Origin of the sequence: Prauserella cavernicola (assembly GCF_016595675.1) — a bacterium.
GTDB lineage: Bacteria > Actinomycetota > Actinomycetes > Mycobacteriales > Pseudonocardiaceae > Prauserella_A > Prauserella_A cavernicola.
Window position 1 is genome coordinate 823,862 of the sequence record NZ_JAENJH010000001.1, and the last position, 15,073, is coordinate 838,934.

Annotated in this window: 12 protein-coding genes; 6 read left to right on the forward strand and 6 right to left on the reverse strand. The window is 72.0% G+C overall.

Annotation, left to right across the window (positions count from 1 at the left end):
* Positions 1–11: 11 nt before the first annotated feature.
* Together JHE00_RS03920 and JHE00_RS03925 are read right to left on the reverse strand one after the other, a co-directional pair.
* A complete protein-coding gene (locus JHE00_RS03920; RefSeq protein WP_200314795.1) occupies positions 12–332 on the reverse strand; it encodes a hypothetical protein in 321 nt (106 codons plus the stop codon).
* Positions 325–741: a YbaB/EbfC family nucleoid-associated protein gene (locus tag JHE00_RS03925; protein WP_200314797.1), complete on the reverse strand. Its 417-nt coding sequence runs from the start codon at positions 739–741 to the stop codon at positions 325–327. The genes JHE00_RS03920 and JHE00_RS03925 overlap by 8 nt, the downstream gene beginning before the upstream one ends.
* 43 nt (positions 742–784) lie before the next feature.
* On the opposite strand from JHE00_RS03925, the gene JHE00_RS03930 reads away from it, so the two are divergent.
* On the forward strand, positions 785–2,053 hold the full coding sequence (locus JHE00_RS03930) for a S8 family serine peptidase (RefSeq protein WP_200314799.1): 1,269 nt from the start codon (positions 785–787) through the stop codon (positions 2,051–2,053).
* A gap of 65 nt (positions 2,054–2,118) precedes the next feature.
* Here the strand turns inward: JHE00_RS03930 and JHE00_RS03935 are convergent, their stop codons facing one another.
* From JHE00_RS03935 to eccD, 4 genes are all read right to left on the reverse strand, one after another.
* Complete coding sequence (locus tag JHE00_RS03935; protein ID WP_200314801.1) at positions 2,119–2,412, reverse strand: hypothetical protein; 294 nt, start codon at positions 2,410–2,412, stop codon at positions 2,119–2,121.
* A gap of 30 nt (positions 2,413–2,442) precedes the next feature.
* Positions 2,443–2,760 carry a WXG100 family type VII secretion target gene (locus JHE00_RS03940; RefSeq protein ID WP_200314803.1) on the reverse strand — a complete coding sequence of 106 codons (318 nt, stop codon included), beginning with the start codon at positions 2,758–2,760 and terminating at the stop codon, positions 2,443–2,445.
* A gap of 151 nt (positions 2,761–2,911) precedes the next feature.
* Positions 2,912–4,327: a type VII secretion protein EccB gene (eccB, locus tag JHE00_RS03945; protein ID WP_200314805.1), complete on the reverse strand. Its 1,416-nt coding sequence runs from the start codon at positions 4,325–4,327 to the stop codon at positions 2,912–2,914.
* A 1-nt stretch (position 4,328) separates the two neighbouring features.
* A complete protein-coding gene (gene eccD / locus JHE00_RS03950; protein WP_200314807.1) occupies positions 4,329–5,729 on the reverse strand; it encodes a type VII secretion integral membrane protein EccD in 1,401 nt (466 codons plus the stop codon).
* A 36-nt stretch (positions 5,730–5,765) separates the two neighbouring features.
* Between eccD and eccCa the strand changes: the two genes are divergently transcribed.
* The 5 genes from eccCa to JHE00_RS35765 are packed head-to-tail and all read left to right on the forward strand — an operon-like array spanning position 5,766 to position 14,852.
* Positions 5,766–9,842 carry a type VII secretion protein EccCa gene (gene eccCa, locus JHE00_RS03955; RefSeq protein ID WP_307831805.1) on the forward strand — a complete coding sequence of 1,359 codons (4,077 nt, stop codon included), beginning with the start codon at positions 5,766–5,768 and terminating at the stop codon, positions 9,840–9,842.
* Between the two features lie 58 nt (positions 9,843–9,900).
* Complete coding sequence (locus JHE00_RS03960) at positions 9,901–10,671, forward strand: hypothetical protein (RefSeq protein WP_200314809.1); 771 nt, start codon at positions 9,901–9,903, stop codon at positions 10,669–10,671.
* Between the two features lie 31 nt (positions 10,672–10,702).
* A complete protein-coding gene (locus JHE00_RS03965; RefSeq protein WP_200314811.1) occupies positions 10,703–12,751 on the forward strand; it encodes a WXG100 family type VII secretion target in 2,049 nt (682 codons plus the stop codon).
* Between the two features lie 18 nt (positions 12,752–12,769).
* On the forward strand, positions 12,770–13,459 hold the full coding sequence (locus JHE00_RS03970; protein ID WP_200314813.1) for a response regulator transcription factor: 690 nt from the start codon (positions 12,770–12,772) through the stop codon (positions 13,457–13,459).
* Between the two features lie 4 nt (positions 13,460–13,463).
* Positions 13,464–14,852, forward strand: a complete 1,389-nt coding sequence (locus JHE00_RS35765) for a sensor histidine kinase (protein ID WP_200314815.1) — start codon at positions 13,464–13,466, stop codon at positions 14,850–14,852.
* Positions 14,853–15,073: the final 221 nt, after the last annotated feature.

Consider the following 15,073-nt stretch of genomic DNA (forward strand, 5'->3'; position numbering starts at 1 on the left):
CGAACACACGCTCAGAGAGTGCCGTGGTCGACGGCGTCGACGTTCTCGGTGTTGGTGTTCTCCTGTCCCTCGTAGAGGTCCATGGCGGTCTGGCAGTTCTGGCCGATCTCCACCAGGGAACCGCCGAGCTCCTTCTTGTTCTCGAAGACGGGAAAGGTCGACGGATAGTTCGACCGCATCGTGTCGCCGAACTTGTCGTCGCCGAACACCTCCAGTGCGGCGATCTCGGCCCAGTCGCCGGAATCCCGGAACTCGCCGCCGAGGTCGACGAGTTGCCCGCCCGCCGACCGGATCTCGTTGGGACTGGTGTTGATGCTGATGTAGCTACTCACGATCGACCTTCCGTTCGGCGACGATGTCGGCGTCACTGCGGAACGCCTGGTGGACCGGATCCGGCCTGCCCGGCTGGAACCGTTCCCTCAGTTCGGCGACCTCGGGCGGAAGCTGGTCGTACATCAGCTCTTGCGACTTCTCGACGACCTGGCTCACCGCCTGCGAGGCGGCGGTGAGGATGGCCGAGCGCAGGGCGTACGCGTCCGGTCTGCGGAACACCCGCGGGTCGATCTCGAGGTCCACCAGCTGCCCCCTCGGCCCCACGACCACCTTCACCGTGCGGTCCGCCGACCACGCCGTTCCGGACAGCTCCATCAGCCGCTGCTGGGTGTCCGGAATGGACGCCATCGCTTTACGCAGCTCGGCCATGATGCCTTCCATCGTGGATCTGCTCGGCATCTCCTCCATGACGACTCCTCCCCCGGTTGCCTCGCGTGGCTACCGTTCTCTTGTGTACGTAACACGCCGTGCGCAAGCCCTGTCCTGCGCTGCCCTCGCCCTCACGGCGGTGGCGGCCGTTCCCGCACCCGCGCTCGCACAGCAGTGCCTGCCCGAGGGCGGGCAGATCGCGCAGGTTCCGTGGGCGCAGGACCTGCTCGCGCCGGACCTCGCCTGGCAGGCGGGCACGGGCGCGGGCCAGCGCGTGGCCGTGATCTCCACTGGGGTGGGCGACTCGCCCTTCCTGGCGGGCACGGTCACCGGCAGCGTCGACCTCGCTCCCGCCGACTCGTCCACACAGCGAAGCGGCAGGGCCGACTGCCTCGGCACCGGAACCGGCGCGGCCGGCATCGTCGCGGGCGCCGAGCTGGCGGGCACCGGTTTTCGCGGAGTCGCGCCGGACGCGCGGATCCTGTCCGCCAAGGTCGTCGGCGACGCCTACCCTTCCGGCGCGCAACCCACCGGCGCGGTCGCGCCCGATCGGATCGCCGACGCCGTCGACTGGGCCGTGAGCCAGCAGGCGTCGGTGATCGCCGTGACCACGGTGTCCTATCACGACAGTGCCAGACTGCGCGCGTCCGTCGATCGCGCGATCGCCGCGGACGCGGTGGTCGTGGCGGCCGTCGGTGACGCGAGCCAGAACGATCCGCCAGCGACGGTCCCCTACCCCGCGGGCCACCCCGGGGTGCTCGGCGTCGGCGCGATCACGCGCACCACCGAGCTCGCGGGATTCTCCCGGCCCGGCGAGGTCGACCTGGTCGCCCCCGGTGACGACGTGGTCGCTCCGTATCCCGGCGGTGGACTCGGCACGGCCGCGGGCACCGCCTACGCCGCCGCCTACGTCGCCGGTTCCGCCGCGCTCGTCCGGTCGTACCGGTCGGATCTGTCCGCTCAGGACATCACGAACCGGCTGCTGGCCACGGCCACCCCGGCGGGAGAGGGCACCGGTAGCGCAGCCTTCGGGCACGGCATCGTCAACCCGCACCAGGCCGTGCTCGCGGGGACCGCCGCGGGGGTTCCCGAAGCGGTGCCACCCATGACGACCGAGGCCGTGACCGCCCAGGAGATCGCCAGGCAGCAGGACACCGAGCGCAGCTCGGCGCTGGCGTTCGGACTCGCCGCGGCCGGGATCGCACTCGCGGTACTGCTCGCCGCCGTGGTGGTGCTCGGTCCCCGAGGGCGACGTCGCCGCTGGCGCAGCGGACGAGCGCTGGAGCCCACTCCGGCGAGCGACCCGCAGGCCGCGCCGCTCGGCGGCCTGTTCGGCGACCGCGGCAAGTGAGCTACCGGCCCTTGCCCTGAAGCGGTACCTCGCAGGGCAAGGGCCGAGCTCGCGACCGGGGCCGCTCAGCCGAACAGGCCCGCGCACCGGTTGTCGATGCCCAGCATGTCCGCCCCGGCCTGCTGCGTCACACAGCCGCTCTGGCGTTCCTTGTCGGCGAACTCGTCGAGCTTGGTGTTGCACTGCGTCTGCGCCGTCGCGTACATCTCCGATGCCCCACCCTGCCAGTCCTCACCGCAGGTGTTCTTCATCTTGGTCCCCAGCTCGGCCACCGCGGCCTTGCACTGCGCCGCGGCCTGCATGAGCATCGCACCCGTCTCGTCGATGCTGCCGAACTCGTACCTGATCTGTTCTGCCATCGAATACGTTCCTTTGCCGTCGCTGATGATTCAGAGCCGCGAGAAGTTCATGCCGCCACCGCCGTCGAAGTTGATGCTGCGGGCCGCCGCGGCACCGTCGTCGTCGCCACGGGTGACCTCCTGCCGGGTCTGCGTGACGCCTTCCCTGAGCTGCTGCAGGACGGCGCGCAGATACGTGGCGGTCTCCTGGGCGGCGGCCTGCTGGGCGGAGAAGGCGTTGTAGCTGTTGCCCTTCCAGCCCGCGGACACCGCGGCCACCTGGCTCTGGACCCCGTTCATGATTCCCTGGATCCGTGAGTTCGTGTCGTCGATGTGGTTCTCCAGCGCGAGAACCTGCGCATCGGTCAAGTTGAGAGTCAACGCGGGTCACCCCAAAAGTCGTCCTGACTGTCCACGCCAAGCTTGCGCGCCGCCGCTGACAACCCGCCGACACGCGAATCCCTCCGGTCCGCCACGGAAAACGCAGGTCGCGCGACTACGGGAACGAGGTACGGGTGAACTACGGTTGGGCTGGCATCGCAGGCCGCAACGCCGCCTCGGGCGACAGTGTCGGCCCTTCGGGGATGCGCTGCACCAGCGCCGCGGGCAGATCCACCAGTGAGGCCGGGTCATAACCCAGCGCGGCCAGCACGTCCTCCGAGGGCACCGGGTAGCGAATGCCCACGTCGGTCACGAGATTGATCGCACCCGTCTCGGCACGGTCGGACGGCAGCGCCCGCACCAGGGCCGCTCCACCCGGCGGCACCAGCACAAGGTCGGCAAGCTTGGTGCCCGCGCCGGACTCCACCGTGGTCGGGATGCCCTCCGTCAGCCCGGCGGCGTCGCGGGGGATCGTCACGCGGGGTGCGGCGCGCGCGTCGGTGGTCTCGGCGCACAACGGAGTCGTCCCGTCCGAGGGCACTCCCACGAGCTCCGGCGGTGTGGCGGGTGGCGCCTGCTCGCCCGTGGCCGGGGCGAGCACGTCACTCGAGGGCAGGGAGTTCGCCACAGCGGTGGGGACTTCGCGTGGTTCCACCGCGTACTGCCCGAGCACGATGCGGGTCTGGAGCTCGGTGAGCGCGGCGATGCCGTCGCTCAGCACGAGATAGTGCTGCCGTCCCTCGCCCACCGGGTGGTACACGAGGTCGCCGACGGTGAGGTCGCTCGCGGCCTGCGACGGGGAACCCCTTCCTTCCACGGCGATCGGGCCGATGTCCTGCCCGGATGGCAGGCCGTTGAGCCAGGCACCACCGACCTCGATCACGGGCCGCCCCGCGCCGTACAGCGACCGCACGACGTCCTCCGGCCGCTCGCCCACGATCCGGTAGCGCTGGTTGTGCCAGACCAGGTGCGGGGTTCCGTCGTCGGAGTCCCGCACCAGCGCTGCCCGCTCGCCCAGCGGCGCCCCTTCGGGAGCCGACTCGCCGATGCGCAGGGCCGTGGTCGTGGCCGGAGCGCCCGAGGCGTCCCGCACCGGCACACTGCACAGCGTCCAGGGCGTGCCCGCCACCCGGTCGCCCGGTGGGAGCGAGTCGGGTGCGCCCGGGATGCCGACGGTCGGCGCCCTCGGGACTCCGGCGAGACTGCTGCCCGCGACGCGCTGCGGCTCCGCTCCCTGGCCGCCCAGCAGCCGGGCCGAGGCGTAGTTGAGCACCGGGCGCAGCGCGCCGTCGACGTAGACGTAGCGCGTTCCGGTCTCGCGCTCGATGATGACCGAGCCGTCCTCGCGCCAGCCGTCGCCGCCGACGCCGGTGAGAGCGCCGACCACGCCGAAGCCCGCGGCCACGAGCACGGAGATCATCACGCCCGCGAAAACCGCGCCGACGCCCCGGCGCAGCGGCGCCTGCTCGGGGTCGGTCTCCCGCACCATGATCGAGGAGACGACGCGCTGCACCATGAACTGGTACGAATGCAGTTGGTCCCGCCTGGACGGCATGTCAGCCGATCCCCGCCATGAGCCCCTGCACGTAGGTGAACAGGCCGGTGAGCAAACAGGTCAGCGGCACCAGCGCCAGGATCGCCACCACGTCGAGCACGTCCGCGATCCGGCCGAGGTAGGGCGAGGGGTTGCGGCGGCTGTAGGTCAGCCCCGCGAACGCGACGAGCCCGACGATCGCCACCAGCGCCACGAGCAGCAGCAGGCGGGCGGTGTTGGTCTGGGCCATGCCGACGAAGCTCGCCAGCACCAGCGCGGCCGACACGGAGCCCGCGACGAGCAAGGGCACCCGCTGACGTCCCACGGCGAACAACCGTGCGCGCAGCAGCAACGCCACCGCGACCGCACCGAGCAGGATCAGGCTCGTCGTGCCCGGCGACAGCGCGAGCACGACACAGCTGAGCACACCGGCGACGGCGAGGCCGGCGAGCAGGCCGGACAACATCTCGTCCGTGCGCACCGCGGCGGCGAACACCCCGGTCGAGGGCGGCACCGGCTCGTCGGCGAGCAGGTCGGCCGAGCTCTGCGGCAGTGCGGGCATCGGCAACCTGCCGAGCCGGATGGCGAGCATCGGAAACGCCGGCAGCAGCCCGATTCCCACGGTCAGCACCACGGCGGCGGAGCCGTCAGCGCCGAGCGGACCGGCCAGCAGCGCGCCGAGCACCCCCAGCAGCCCCGCGGTGACGGCCGCGGCGAACACCCTCGCCATCGCCGAGACGCCGAGGTAGCCCACCACGCCGAACACCACGACGGTGACGGCCGCCAGCAGCAACTGCGGCGACCCGAACTCCGCCGGCGTCGCGTGCGCGGGACCCGTGACCACCCAGCCGCCTGCCAGCGCGTAGAGCAGCCCGGATCCCGCGAGCACGGCACCCGCGCCCGCGTCGGGGATCGCGCGAGCGACGGCCGCGCCCGCCGCGGTCAGCACGAGTGCGACGCCCAGCAAAGCCAGTCCCGGCAGCAGCCAGGGTGGTTCGAACACGAGCAGGAACGCCGTGCCGACGGCCAGCACCACGGCGCACACGGCGAGCGTGCACCGCCGGGTCGCGTCGCCGCCCCAGCTGCGCCCGTGGCGGCGGGCGCCACTCGCGATGGTCTCGACGACGTCGTCGTACTCCGGCTCCGGCCACTCGGCGTGGCCCGGCACCAGGTGCATGACCTCGCCATCGCGGACCTCCTGAGCGCCCAGCGTCCGGCGCGAGTCCACCCGTGTGCCGTCGGGCCTGCGCAGCACCCAGCCGCCGTGCCGCTCGCCCGCGTCGGGGGCGTCCGCTCCGGCGTGCCGCAGGATGTAGGGCAGCAGGTCGGCGACCGCGACGTCCTCGGGCAGGGCGACGTCGATCGAGCGCTCCGGCGTCGCGATGGTCACGCGCGCGAGCGCCGTGCCGGAAGCAACTGTCATCGAAGGTCCGTTCGTGTGCAGCATGGCGTTGCTTGAATGGTAGGGACGAGAGGCAAGCGCGCCCGCGCGCTGCGCCCGGTCCGTCCACACCAGACGCACGAGGAGTCGATCTTGGGGACCGTGATCGTCAAGCGGCCGCTGCGCCGTCCGGCGCCCGAGCTGCCGTCCGGCGACGTGGTGCTGGAGCCGCCCCCGGAGAACCCCTCGCCATCGGGCAAGAGCTGGACCAGGATGCTCATGATCCTGCCGATGCTGGGCATGGCGGGCGGCATGGCCGTGATGATGGGAGCCAGCAGGGGCTTCGGCCCGATCATGTTCGTCGCGGGCGGGCTCATCGGCATCGGCCTGCTCGGCATGGTCGCGTTCCAGGTGCTCAACCAGGCCGGCCAGGGCGCCAGCAAACAGGACATGGTCGTGAGCCGCCGCCGCTACATGCGCAGGCTCAGCCAGCTGCGCGCGCAGGTGCGCGAGACGATCACCCGCCAGCGCGAGGCCATGCTCTACCGGCATCCCGACCCCGACCGGCTCTGGTCGACGGTGCGCAGCGCCCGCCTGTGGGAGCGACGGCCGGGCGACTGGGACTTCACCGTGGTCCGCATCGGGCTCGGCCAGCAGGAGCTGGCGACGCCGCTCGTGCCGCCGGAGACCAAGCCGATCGACGAGCTGGAGCCGCTGTGCGCGATGGCATTGCGCAAGTTCGTCACCACCTACTCCACCGTGGCGGACCTTCCGATCGCGGTGGCTCTGCGCGGGTTCTCGCAGATCTACGTCACCGGCGAGCGGGCGCGCACCCGCGGCTTCGCCAGAGCGCTCGTCGCGCAGCTCGGCGGATTCCACGCTCCCGGCGACGTGCTGCTGGCCTTCTGCGTGCACCCCGAACAGCGCGAGCGCTGGGAATGGGCCAAGTGGCTGCCGCACGCCCAGCATCCGACGAAACTGGACGCCGTGGGTCAGCTGCGGCTGGTGGCCTCCACGGTCATCGCGCTGGAGGCCATGCTCGACGACGTACTCGCCAGCCGGCCGCGCTTCGACGCGCGAGCGGCTCCCGTCGACGGCGCCGCGCACCTGGTCGTCGTGCTGGACGGCGGCGCGAAGGACGGCTCCGAGCACCTCATGGTGGAGGGCGGCACCGAGGGCGTCACGCTGCTCAACCTCACCGACGCCCCACCGCGGATCCTCGACGCCACCACGCTCGTGCTGGAGATCGCCGACGACGGCTCGCTCACCAGCCGCACGATGGACGGCTCCGGCAGCGTCGGGCGCGCCGACGCACTCGCCGAGCCCGACGCGCACGCGCTCACCAGGGCACTCGCGCCGCTACGGCTGTCGGCGCTGGCCGTCAGCGGGGAACAGCCGCTCGCCGGAACGCTCGAGCTGACCTCGCTGCTCGGCCTGGGCGACCCGTACGAGTTCGCGTTGTCGCGGGCGTGGGCGTCGCGGGCGAACCGCGACCGGCTGCGGGTGGCGATCGGCGTGCAGGCCGACGGCAGGCCGATGGAACTGGACCTCAAGGAATCGGCTCAGGACGGGATGGGACCGCACGGCCTCCTGGTCGGCGCCACCGGCTCCGGCAAGTCGGAGCTGCTGCGGACGCTGGTGCTCGGGCTGGCCGTCACCCATGATCCCGAGATCCTCAACCTGGTGCTCGTGGACTTCAAGGGCGGCGCCACCTTCACCAAACTCGACCGGCTTCCCCACACCAGCGCGGTGATCACCAACCTCGCCGACGAACTCCACCTCGTCGACCGCATGCTCGACGCCATCCAGGGCGAACTCCTGCGCCGCCAGGAACTCCTGCGCAAGGCGGGCAACTACGGCTCCCAGCGCGACTACGAGAAGGCCCGCGCCGCGGGAGCGCCGCTGGAGCCCTTGCCCGCGCTGCTGGTGATCGTGGACGAGTTCTCCGAACTGCTCACCGCCCGGCCCGACTTCATCGACATGTTCGTCCAGATCGGACGCGTCGGCCGATCCCTCGGCGTGCACCTGCTGCTCGCCTCCCAGCGGCTCGAGGAGGGCAAACTGCGCGGACTCGACTCGCACCTGTCCTACCGCATCGGCCTGCGCACCTTCTCCGCGATGGAGAGCCGTGCCGTGCTCGGCCTGCCTGACGCCTACCAGCTGCCGCGCTCGCCCGGCAACGGCTACCTCAAGACGGGCACTGACGAGCTAACCCGCTTCCGTGCGGCCTACGTCTCCGGCACGCACCGGCGCGACGGCGCGGAACGCACCGCCGACGCGGGCGGCACCAGGGCCGACCCGGTGCGGGACTTCTCCACCCGCTACGCCGTGCCCGTGACCGACGACCCCGCCGAGCAGACCGGGCAGACCAAACAGCCTCAGGACACCGACGACCCCGAGGACACCGCCGGCGCGGAGACGCTGCTCGACGTGCTGGTGGATCGCATGCGCGGCCAGGGCAAAGCGGCCCACCAGGTGTGGCTGCCGCCGCTGGCCGAACCGCCGACACTCGACCAGCTGCTGGTGCCGCTCGTGCATCACCCGGAGCGCGGGCTCACCACCGAGGCCACCGGCGAGCACGGTGCGCTGCGGGCGGTCGCCGGGATCATCGACATGCCGTTCGAGCAGAAGCGCGAGACCTACCGGCTGGACCTTCAGGGAGCGGGCGGCAACGTGGTCGTGGTCGGCGGACCGCGCAGCGGCAAGACCACGGTCGTGCGCACCATCGTCAGCAGTCTCGCGCTCACCCACACCCCCGCCGAGGTCCAGTTCTTCTGCCTCGACTTCGGCGGCGGCGGGCTCACCGCGATGCGCGAGCTCGCCCACGTCGGCGGCACCGCCACCCGCCGCGAGGTGGACCAGGTGCGGCGCAGCGTCGCCGAGGCGCACAATCTGCTGCTGGAGCGGGAGCAGCGCTTCGCCGAGCACGCCATCGACGGCATGGCCACTTATCGCAGGCTGCTGCGGTCGGGCAAGTTCGCGGAGGACAACTTCGGTGACCTGTTCCTCGTCGTGGACGGCTGGACGACCCTGCGCACGGAGTTCGAGGACCTCGAGCCGGTCGTCGCCGAGCTGGTGAACCGGGGCCTCGGCTTCGGTGTGCACGTGGTGGCGACGTGCAACCGCTGGATGGATCTGCGGATGAACACCAAGGACATGTTCGGCACCACACTCGAACTGCGGCTCGGCGATCCCGCCGACTCCTCGGTGAACCGCCGCAAGGCCGCCACCGTGCCCGAGCAGGCTCCCGGCCGGGGCCTCACGCCGGACGGCATGCACTTCCTCGCCGCGGTACCCCGGGTGGACGGACGCTCGACCGACGCCGAGCTCACCGAGGGAGTCGGCCACCTCGTCGGCGCCGTCAACGAGGCCTCCTCCGTGCGGGCGGCGCCTCGGGTACGGCTGCTGCCCGCCACGCTGCCGTACTCGACGCTGCCCGCTCCCGACGAGCGCGGCATCCCGATCGGGATCGCCGAGCGCGACCTGCGCCCGGTGCACCTCGACTTCGAGACCGAACCGCACCTGCTGCTGCTCGGCGACGTCGAATGCGGCAAGAGCACGTTCCTGCGCGCGCTGGCCACCGGCATCATGTCCCGGTACGGGCCCGAACAGGCCCAGATCGCGCTCATCGACTACCGGCGCAGCATGCTCGGCCTCGTTCCCGAGGACTACCGTGTCGGCTACGCCACCACCCGTTCCACCGTCGAGCAGATGGTGGGACTGACCGTGAACGCGATGACCAAACGGCTGCCCGGCAGCGACATCACGCCCGAACAGCTGCGCGAGCGCAACTGGTGGAGCGGGCCCGAGCTGTTCGTGCTCGTGGACGACTACGACCTCGTGGTGCCGCAGTCGCACGACAACCCGCTCACCCCACTGCTGGAGTTCATGACGCAGGGCCGCGACATCGGTCTCCACCTGGTGGTCACGCGGCGCTCCGGCGGCGCGTCGAGGGCGCTGTTCGACCCCGTCATCGCGCGCATCCGCGACCTGGCCTCCCCTGGCATCCTCATGTCGGGCAGCAAGGAGGAGGGCCCGCTGCTCGGCAACCTCAAGGCCGAGCCGTTGCCAGCGGGCCGGGGCAGGCTGATCACCCGGCGCGGTGGTGCGCAACTGGTGCAGCTGGCGCACCTGTCGCCAGGGGTTGCCGCGTGAGGCTTGACTTGACAGTGACAGCTCTCGTCCCACGTACACGGCGGCACCCGGAGGCCCCATGAGCAATCTCGACGCCGACCTCGGTTCCTTCCGCACGTTCGGGGAGAACGTCGCGAGCCTGCGCGAGGGCCTCCAGGACCACCTCAGCGCCGAGGGCGCGCTGTTGCAGGGCGGGGCACAGAACAACCAGTTCAGCACCGGCTTCTTCCCGCCGGGACGGGAAGCCGAGAGCGTCGCCCAGTGGAGCGCGGAGGAAGCGCAGCTGTTCCTGGCCGACGCGATGCAGAATCTCACGGTGCTGTCGTCGGCGGCGCACATCATCGCCGACCTCTACGGCAGCGGCGACGACATGGGCGCGGTGAACCTCAACACCATCCAGTTCGCCTTCGACTCGCCCGGCGCCAGCAGGCCTGCCGGGCTGTCACCGCACGTCGACGGCACCACGGTGGAGGACCTCTACGACCAGCCCGCGTCCGGCGGCGGCGCCGCACCGAGCTCCGCCCCGGGTTCGGACTCCGGTTCCGCTCCCGAGCCGGAGCAGTACACGACGCACCAGACCCACCCGCACGCCGGACTCACGCACACCCAGCATGTCACCGAGGTCCGCGACGAGAACGGCGATCTGGTGCGGCGCACCATCAACCACGAGTTCCACCACAGCGACGGCACGGTCGAGATGCACACCGAGAAGCAGGATCCCGACGGCAGCGCCGAAACCTCGGGCCACCGCACCATCACGCCCCAGGGCGACCCGGTGACCACCGACGACTGGACCGAACTGGCCGAACAGCAACAGGCCGAGATCGAGCAACAGGCCCCCGGACTCTGATCCGTCCGACCACCAGACAGGGGGAGGACGCATGTCCGGCGACGACTACTACGGCGCGAACCAGCATCACGGGCCGAACGGGCCCGGGCACTACATTCCCGGCGAGGACGACAGCAGTGTCGCCGACAACTGGCATCCGTCGGTCATGGGCGGTCCGCCGCCCACCAGCGCGCAGAAGCTCGAGTACGGGGTCGCCGAGGGGGCCAGCGGCACCACGATCGAGGCCATCAACCTCGAGATCACGGGCGAGCAGCCGGGCAACGTCGACGATCGCGCGGGTCAGTTCGACAAGCTCGCGAACCAGCTCTCGACAGTGAGCAGTGACCTGCGAGCCCAGGTCGAGGGACTGGACGCCAACTGGGAGTCGCCGTCGGCGAAGGCCGCGTTCCTGCTCAGGGTCGGGACCACGCTGATGTACCTCGACGACTGGCAGGAGTCGGCCAGCGACAGCGCCAGCGCGCTGCGCGGACTCGCCGGTGTCATGCGCGAGACGCAGGAGGAGATGGCCGACCTCTGGACGAGGTACGAAACGGAGTTGGCAGACTCCCGGCCTGATGGGTCCAGCGGCGCCTACCTGCCCGCCAAAGACGGAGGCAACGCCGAGGTCAACGAGAATGTGGGCAAGCCGACCGAGTCCGAGACCAAGGAGAAGTACAACCAGCTCGCCATCACCTTGGCCAAGGGTGCCGCGGCGGACTACCTGCCCTACACGCAACGCATCGCCGGGGCGCGGGGACCCAAGATGACGCCGCTCGACGGCGTGTTCCACCCGGGTGCGTTCGGGCTGCCGAACCTGCCGGGCGGCCCGCCGGGCGGTGCACCCGGAGCACCGCCCGGTTTCGGTGGCGCCCCGCCGCCGGCGTTCGGCGGCGGCGCCACGACGATGGCCGCGCCTCCTCCCGCCGCGGCCTCCGCGTTCTCCGCACCACCGCCACCGCCCGCGTTCGCCGGATCGGCGGCTCCCACGGGCGTGGCGCCACCCGGCTTCACCGGCGACACCGCACCTCCGCCAGGCGCGCTCGCCCCACCAGGGCCGTCGGCGATGCCCGCTCCCCCACCGGGCATGACCGCTCTGACACCGAACTCGCTCACCGGAATGCCCCGGCCCGGCGGGTCGCCGCGACCGCCCGGGACGCTCACCGGGGCGAGCACGCCGCCCGGTTTCCGGGCCGGTGGAGGCGCGCAGAACCTCGGGGTGCTGCGCTCGCCGGGGATGACGGCACCGAGTTCGCCGACGTCGCTGACCGGCGGGGCGCCTGGCAGCACTCTCGGTACGCCCCCGGGATCCGGTCTGAACCCGGGCACCGGAATGCCCCCGGGGTCCGGCATGCCGCCCGGACAGCAGCCGAACCGCAACGCGGCACAGCGACCGGGAGACGGACGCGGCGCCCCCGGCGCGCCGGCGTTGCCGCCCGGCGCTCCCGGCCTGCCTCCGAACGGAACACGTCAGTCCACTCAGGACAAGTCCGCCCCGGACGGATCGGCTCCGGCACACCGGCAGCAGGAGGCGTTCCTGGCCCCACCGGGCGCACCACCGCCGGTGCTCGGCGCGAGGGACCGCAAGCAGACCCGCCCCGGCGGGTTCGCCGAGGCGCCCACGGCCGCCGCGAGCGCACCCGGCACCGACGCCGCCCCGCCGGTGCTGGTCAACCAGCGCCTCGGGCCGCCGCGCCGCACCTACACCGAACAGCGCGCCGAACGCAGGGCCGCCCAGCGGCAACGTGAGCTCGACCGGCGTCGCGGAGCCACCCCGGCCTCGGAGTTCGTCAGGGGACTTCCCGACGACGCACCGGCCGTGCTGGCGGGGCGCACCGAACCCGCCCGCACGGAACAGCCTCGGCTCGAGGCGGAGGTGCCCGCGGCGCTGCGCCCGAGCACCGCGGTCCCCGAGGTACCCCTTGCCCCAGCGGTTCGGGCCGATCGCTCGGATCGCCGCGTCTCCGCCGAGCCCGCCCGGAAGCCCGCCGCGGTCACCGACGAGAACGCGTGGGAGGTTTCGACGCCTGGAGGTCCCGTGGTGTCCGGATCGGACTCCGCCGCACCCGCTCGCCCCGACACCGCGCCCGTTCTCGGCAGATAGCGGGCGACGGCAGCGACTGTGCGCGTTCTGATCGTGGAGGACGACGACGCGGTCGTCGGGGCGCTGTCGGCCGTGCTGCTCCACCACGGCCACGACATCCGGGTCGCCAGGACCGCCGCCGAGGCGCTCGTCGCCGTCGACCCCGTCGACCCCGTCGTCGGCCATCTCGACGTGGTACTGCTCGACCTCGGGCTGCCCGACCGGGACGGCACACTCATCTGCCGCCGGATCCGGGCGAGCACCGACGCGGCGCTGCTCATCGTCTCCGCGCGCGACGACGTGCGGTCCCCGGTCCACGGGCTCGACCTCGGCGCCGACGACTACCTCGTCAAGCCCTACGACTCGCGCGAGCTGCTCGCCCGGCTCAACGCCGTGGTCCGCAGACGCGCGGTGGCACGCGCGGCACCGCCGCCGCCCCGCGTGCCGTACTCCGGCAGGGTGCGGGTCGACGTCGGCGGCCGCGAGGTGACGGTGGACGGATTCCCGGTGCGACTGACCCGGCTGGAGTTCGACATTCTCGAACTGCTCGCCCGCAGCCCCGGCGTCGTCGTGCGCTACGAGCAGATCATCAGCGAACTCTGGGAGACGTCGTGGCGCGGCGTGCAGCGCACCCTGCAGGTGCACATCGCGTCCCTGCGTTGCAAGCTCTCGCCCGCCGACAGCATCGAGACGGTGCGGGGCATCGGGTACCGGCTCCGGGACGGCTGACGCGGTGCGAGCCAGGTTGCGCGCCGTCATCGCGCTGCTCATGGCCGGGGTCGTCACCGCACTGTCCGTGCCGCTCGCCATCAGCCGGATCGACGTCGGCCAGCAGGAACTGCTCACCCACCGGCGCGATGAACTCCGGGGCCTGGTGTCGATGGCCGAGGCCGGCAGCACCGGCGGCGGCCGCGGCTCGTTGCTCGCCGAGTTCCGGCGCTACGAGCGGGTGCACGACGTGCGGGTGGCACTGTTCGACCCGGCCGCGGGCGTACGGCTCGCCTCCAGTGACACGTCCCGCTGGGCGGACGCCGACGTGCGCGCACGCGTGACACGGGCACTGGACGGTCGCCGTGACATCGCGGGCCCGCTCGTCCTGCCGTGGCACGACCGCGATCTCGTGGTCGCCGAACCGGTGACCCGGGACGGAGCCGTCCTCGGCGCGCTGGTGACCCTCTCCCCCAGCGACGAACTTCGCCGCTCGGGCGCCGTCGTGCTGGGACTCATCGCGGTGGTCGCGATGCTGACGCTCGCGGGCTGCGTCGCGGTGGCCTCGCGCATCGCGTCCTGGGTGCTGCGGCCCATCGAGCAGCTCGACCACGCCGCGCACGAGTTCGGCTCCGGCAGGCTCGCCACGAGGGTCGCCGCCGCGGGCGGTCCTCGCGAGCTGCGCAGGCTCGCCGGCACCTTCAACGTCATGGCCGCCCGCGTGGAGGCGGCGATCGACCGGGAACGCCGGTTCGTCGCCGACGCCTCCCACCAGCTGCGCAACCCGCTGGGCGCGCTACGGCTCCGCATCGACCAGCTGGAGTTCGCGTTGCGACCCGGCCACGAGGAGGAACACGATCACGTGCGGAGGGAGGCGGAACGGCTCGGGCGGATACTCGACGACCTGCTGCGGCTCGCGCGCGCCGATGCCGGAGTGGGCGAGCCCGCGCTCGTCGAGGTCAGTGGCATCGTCGACGAACGGCTGTTCGCGTGGGCGCCGTTGGCGAGGAACAGGCGCATCACGGTCGTCGGTGGTCCACACGCGACCGCACACGCGTGGCTGGAGCCAACCGCGCTGAGCACCTCGCTGGACGTAGTGCTGGACAACGCGCTCAAGTTCACGCCCCGCGGCGGGACCGTCACCATCCTGCTCCAGCGCGAGGGCGCCGAGCTCGCGCTCTCCGTGAGCGACACGGGACCCGGACTCGAGCGCGACGAACTCGGCCGCGTCACCGACCGGTTCTGGCGCAGCCCGCGGCACCAGAACGTCGCGGGAACGGGGCTCGGACTCAGCATCGCCAGGGAGCTGCTGCGCACGCACGGCGGGCGCGTCGACCTGGCATCGGGCAGCGACGGCGGGCTCACCGTGCGGCTCGTGTTCCCCGCCGCCGAACACAGCCTGCGGCACCGGTAGCCGGTCGATACTCGCCGGGATGCTCAAGTATTGCTCAAGAAAGCTGCGTGGCCGGACCACGCACCCGTAGCTTGTCGTTGTCGCGCACGGACAAGGAGGCCCGGGGATGCGAGCACACCCGGGCCTGCTCGGCCGTGCGGCGAGCACGGGCACGCGGCGGTCCACTGTGTACCGGTCCAGTCCGCGGCGTGCGCCGAACCGGGGCGTGCTCCCGGTTCTCC

Coding starts and splice junctions, on each gene's coding strand:
- JHE00_RS03965 (WP_200314811.1), top strand. CDS start 10,703: ATGTCCGGCGACGACTACTACGGCGCGAACCAGCATCACGGGCCGAAC.
- eccD (WP_200314807.1), bottom strand. CDS start 5,729: ATGACAGTTGCTTCCGGCACGGCGCTCGCGCGCGTGACCATCGCGACG.
- eccCa (WP_307831805.1), top strand. CDS start 5,766: ATGGTAGGGACGAGAGGCAAGCGCGCCCGCGCGCTGCGCCCGGTCCGT.
- JHE00_RS03925 (WP_200314797.1), bottom strand. CDS start 741: ATGGAGGAGATGCCGAGCAGATCCACGATGGAAGGCATCATGGCCGAG.
- JHE00_RS03960 (WP_200314809.1), top strand. CDS start 9,901: ATGAGCAATCTCGACGCCGACCTCGGTTCCTTCCGCACGTTCGGGGAG.
- JHE00_RS03935 (WP_200314801.1), bottom strand. CDS start 2,412: ATGGCAGAACAGATCAGGTACGAGTTCGGCAGCATCGACGAGACGGGT.
- eccB (WP_200314805.1), bottom strand. CDS start 4,327: ATGCCGTCCAGGCGGGACCAACTGCATTCGTACCAGTTCATGGTGCAG.